The organism is uncultured Tateyamaria sp., assembly GCF_947504105.1.
Lineage (GTDB): Bacteria > Pseudomonadota > Alphaproteobacteria > Rhodobacterales > Rhodobacteraceae > Tateyamaria.
Genome location: NZ_CANNGP010000167.1, coordinates 1 through 486 on the forward strand (window position 1 = coordinate 1; position 486 = coordinate 486).

Consider the following 486-nt stretch of genomic DNA (forward strand, 5'->3'; position numbering starts at 1 on the left):
ATTATGGATTGGTACAGCCGCAAGGTGCTGGCTTGGCGTCTTTCCAACAGCATGGACGCGGACTTTTGCGTGGAAGCTTTGAAAGAGGCCATCGCAAAACATGGCACGCCTGAAATCTTCAACAGCGATCAAGGCAGCCAGTTCACCAGTGGTGCCTGGATTGACGTGCTGACCGAGGCAAAGATCAAGATCAGCATGGACGGGAAAGGTGCCTGGCGCGACAACCGTATGATCGAACGGCTGTGGAGGTCGCTGAAATATGAATGCGTTTACCTGAACGCGTTTGAGACAGGATCAGAAACGCGCGCCCGGATCGGCAGGTGGCTGAAGTACTACAACGTCGAACGCCCGCACTCGACGCATGGCTTGTTGACCCCCAATGAGGCCTATGCCAGCAGAACAGAACCGATGAGAATAGCAGCCTAAATGAACCCCTGATCCATCTTAAACCGGCTGCAAATTGGTCGAAAATCTAGGACCACCTCT

General features: G+C 53.5%; 1 protein-coding gene. It reads left to right on the forward strand.

The features are described from left to right. Positions 1–426: DDE-type integrase/transposase/recombinase (locus Q1A75_RS24070; protein ID WP_299593623.1), on the forward strand; the 426-nt coding region annotated here is incomplete at its 5' end. Between the last annotated feature and the right edge of the window lie 60 nt (positions 427–486).